Genomic DNA, 3,520 nt, shown 5'->3' with positions numbered 1-3,520 from the left:
CCTGATCTACCGCGACGAGCTGGCCCAGGACTTCCAGGCGGTGTCGGGCCGCGAGATCCACAGCGTCATGCTGGACAGGAAGCGCAAGCGGCGGACGGAGCTGTTCATCGGCGAGGGCTACGCGCCGCTGCCCCGCGATCCGGTGACCGGGCAGCCTCCGAAGCCGAGGATGAAGAGCGCGGAGCAGCGGCTACTCCCCCTCTCCCGCTTGCGGGAGAGGGTAGGGTGAGGGCTCTTTCTGACGTGCCGTTGTTGCTCGCAAGCCGAGACGCGCAGCCCTGCTGCGCGCCCCCTCACCCTACCCTCTCCCCCTGAACGGGGAGAGGAGGAGACCGTTCAGCGCTTCCACACCGCCTTGAGCGCCGCCGTGCGGCCGCAGCCGACCTTGTAGGCGTTGTAGGCCGCCGGGTTCTTCTTGGCGTAGTCCTGGTGATAGGCCTCGCCCATGTGGAAGGTGGCGGCGGGCAGGATCTTCGTCGCCACCGGCTTGCCCAGCTCCCTGGCCACCTGGGCCTTCACCGCCTCGGCGGCCGCGCGCTCGGCCGGGTCGGACACAAAGACCGCCGTGCGGTAGGCCGGACCCTGGTCGCAGATCTGGCCGTTGGGGTCGGTGGGATCGATATTGTGGAAGAAGTTGGCCACCAGCAGGGAGTAGCTGGTCTTGGTCGGATCGTAGGTGACCTGGATGGCCTCCAGGTGGCCCTCGTGGTTCTCATAGGTGGGGCGGGTCGAGGCGCCGCCGGAATAGCCCACCACCACCGACCGGACGCCCTTGGCGCGTTCGATGTCGTGCTCGGCCGACCAGAAGCAGCCGCCGGCGAAGACCGCGGTCTTCAGGCCGCCGGCGGCAGGGGCGGCGTTTGCGGCCAGCAGGCTCACGGCGGCGACAGCGGCGAAGAGGGGCTTGTTCATGGGTCTACCTTGGTTGTCCTGTGAAGACATACGCAAGCCAGGACCCGGAGGTTTCACCGGCCCAAACACCGCTCATCCCGGTGAGCGGATCTAAAGCGCCACCTCGAACCTGGCTTCCGTCTTGGCGGTGATCTCCTCCAGCGTGACGCCGTCGGCGAGCGCCGTCAGGGTCAAGGGCGACTTGCCGCGGGCGATATCGAACACCCCGAGGTCGGTGATCAGCAGGTCCACGACGCGCGCGCCGGTGAGCGGCAGGGTGCAGGCGGTGAGCAGCTTGGGCGCGCCGGACTTCTCCACGTGGTCCATGACGACGACGACGCGCTTGACGCCGGCCACCAGGTCCATGGCTCCGCCCATGCCCTTCACCACCTTGCCCGGCACCATCCAGTTGGCCAGGTCGCCGGTCTGCGAGACCTGCATGCCGCCCAGGATGGACAGCGCGATGTGGCCACCGCGGATCATGGCGAAGCTATCGGCGCTGGAGAAGTAGGAGCTCTCCGGCAGTTCGGTGATGGTCTGCTTGCCGGCGTTGATCAGGTCGGCGTCCTCCTCCCCCTCGTAAGGGAAGGGCCCCATGCCCAGCATGCCGTTCTCGCTCTGCAGGGTGACGCTCATGCCGGCCGGGATGTAGTTGGCCACCAGGGTCGGGATGCCGATGCCGAGATTCACATAGAAGCCGTCGCGCAGCTCCTGGGCGGCGCGGGCCGCCATCTGTTCGCGGGTCCAGGCCATCTCAGACGCTCGCCTTCTGTTCGCGGGGCCGCGTGGTGACGCGCTCGATCCGCTTCTCGAATTTCGCGCCCTCGACGATGGCGTCGACATAGATGCCCGGGGTGTGGATGTTGTCCTTGTCGAGGCTGCCTATCGCGACCAGCTGCTCGACCTCGACGACGGTGACCTTGCCGGCGGTGGCCATCATCGGATTGAAGTTCCGCGCGGTCTTCCGGTAGATCAGGTTGCCCGCGGCGTCGCCCTTCCAGGCCTTGACGATGGAGAGATCGGCGGTCAGGCCGCGCTCCATGACGTACATCTCGCCGTCGAACTCGCGCACCTCCTTGCCGTCGGCCACCAGGGTGCCGACCCCGGTCTTGGTGAAGAAGGCCGGGATCCCGGCGCCGCCGGCGCGGATGCGTTCGGCCAGCGTGCCCTGGGGATTGAACTCCAGCTCCAGGTCGCCCGAGAGATAGAGCTGCTCGAACAGCTTGTTCTCGCCGACATAGGACGAGATCATCTTCTTGATCTGGCCGCTTTCCAGCAGGACGCCGAGGCCAAAGCCGTCGATGCCGCAGTTGTTGGAGACCACGGTGAGCCCCTTGGTCCCGCTCTCGCGGATCGCCGCGATCAGGTTTTCCGGGATGCCGCAGAGGCCAAAGCCCCCGGCCATGATGGTCATGCCATCGAACAGCCGCCCCGCTAGGGCGTCGACGGCGGATTTCTGTGTCTTGTCAGCCATGAACGCCCATTACGCCGCACTGCAACATTTGGGAACCGCGCATTCGGTTTTCGCGTGCACAAAACCGGGAACGCCGGTTCATAGTCGCGCTATGTCGCATCAGGAAACGAGGGCCGCCCGATGAACGGCGAGGGACTGCTGATCCAGGCGCTGGTCTATCTGACCGCGGGCGTCGTCTCGGTGCCCATCGCCAAGCGCCTCGGCCTGGGGTCGGTGCTGGGCTACCTGATCGCCGGCGTGATCGTCGGGCCCTTCCTGCTGGACCTGGTGGGGGAGCCCGCCGACGTCATGAAGTTCGCCGAGTTCGGGGTGGTGATCCTGCTGTTCCTGATCGGGCTGGAGGTGCGCCCGGCCCTGCTGTGGCGGATGCGGACGGCGATCTTCGGCCTGGGCGGCGGCCAGATGGCGGCGACCACCCTGGTGATGGCCGGGGCGGGCCTGGCCCTGGGCCTCGACTGGCGCACGGCGCTGGCGGCCGGCGCGGTGCTGGCCCTGTCGTCGACCGCCATCGTGCTGGCCAACCTGGAGGAGAAGGGCCTGCGCCAGGGGACCGTCGGCGAGGCGGTGTTCGGGGTGCTGCTGTTCCAGGACCTGGCGGTGATCCCGCTGTTCGCCTTGCTGCCGCTGCTGGCGGTGGCCGCGCCGGTTCACGAGGCGGCGGCGGCGGCTGGTCACGGCGCCAGCCTGCTGGACGCCATGGGCCTGCCCGGCTGGGCCAAGGCGCTGGCCATCCTCGGCGCGGTGGCCGCGGTGATCGGGGGCGGCCGCTATCTGGTGCGGCCGGTGTTCCGGTTTATCGCCCAGGCCCGCCTGCGAGAGATCTTCACCGCCACCGCCCTGCTGCTGGTGGTGGCGGTCGCGGCCCTGATGCAGACGGTGGGCTTGTCCCCGGCGCTCGGCGCCTTCCTGGCCGGGGTGGTGCTGGCCGAGAGCGAATTCCGGCGCGAGCTGGAGACCGACATCGAACCGTTCCGCGGCCTGCTGCTGGGCCTGTTCTTCATCACCGTGGGAGCCGGGTTGGACTTCTCGGTGATCGCCCGCCAGCCGGCGCTGCTGGCCGGGCTGGTGATCGGCATGATGGTGTTGAAGGCGGTCGCCATGTTCGGCGTGGGCGCGGTCTTCCGCATGCCGCGCCGGGAGGCGGGCACGACGGCG

4 protein-coding genes and 1 pseudogene are annotated in these 3,520 nt (G+C 68.4%); 2 read left to right on the top strand and 3 right to left on the bottom strand.

Annotated features, from left to right (window positions below; all coding sequences use genetic code 11):
- A pseudogene (locus RMO97_RS17495) lies at positions 1 to 229 on the top strand (hypothetical protein); the annotation flags it as partial.
- A gap of 107 nt (positions 230 to 336) precedes the next feature.
- Here the strand turns inward: RMO97_RS17495 and msrA are convergent.
- The 3 genes from msrA to RMO97_RS17480 form a co-directional block, all read right to left on the bottom strand.
- Complete coding sequence (gene msrA, locus RMO97_RS17490) at positions 337 to 912, bottom strand: peptide-methionine (S)-S-oxide reductase MsrA (RefSeq protein ID WP_310542297.1); 576 nt, start codon at positions 910 to 912, stop codon at positions 337 to 339.
- A 90-nt stretch (positions 913 to 1,002) separates the two neighbouring features.
- Positions 1,003 to 1,644 (bottom strand): 3-oxoacid CoA-transferase subunit B, encoded by a 642-nt coding sequence (locus RMO97_RS17485; RefSeq protein ID WP_310542296.1) that lies wholly within the window; start codon positions 1,642 to 1,644, stop codon positions 1,003 to 1,005.
- A 1-nt stretch (position 1,645) separates the two neighbouring features.
- Positions 1,646 to 2,365: a CoA transferase subunit A gene (locus RMO97_RS17480; RefSeq protein WP_310542295.1), complete on the bottom strand. Its 720-nt coding sequence runs from the start codon at positions 2,363 to 2,365 to the stop codon at positions 1,646 to 1,648.
- Positions 2,366 to 2,485: 120 nt separating this feature from the next.
- On the opposite strand from RMO97_RS17480, the gene RMO97_RS17475 reads away from it, so the two are divergent.
- Positions 2,486 to 3,520, top strand: a 1,035-nt coding sequence (locus RMO97_RS17475) for a monovalent cation:proton antiporter-2 (CPA2) family protein (RefSeq protein ID WP_310542294.1), incomplete at its 3' end; no start/stop codon positions are given.

This window comes from Phenylobacterium sp., assembly GCF_031425575.1.
Classification (GTDB): Bacteria; Pseudomonadota; Alphaproteobacteria; order Caulobacterales; family Caulobacteraceae; genus Phenylobacterium.
Note: the sequence above shows the minus strand (reverse complement) of the source record. Positions and strands in the feature narration are given on the sequence as shown.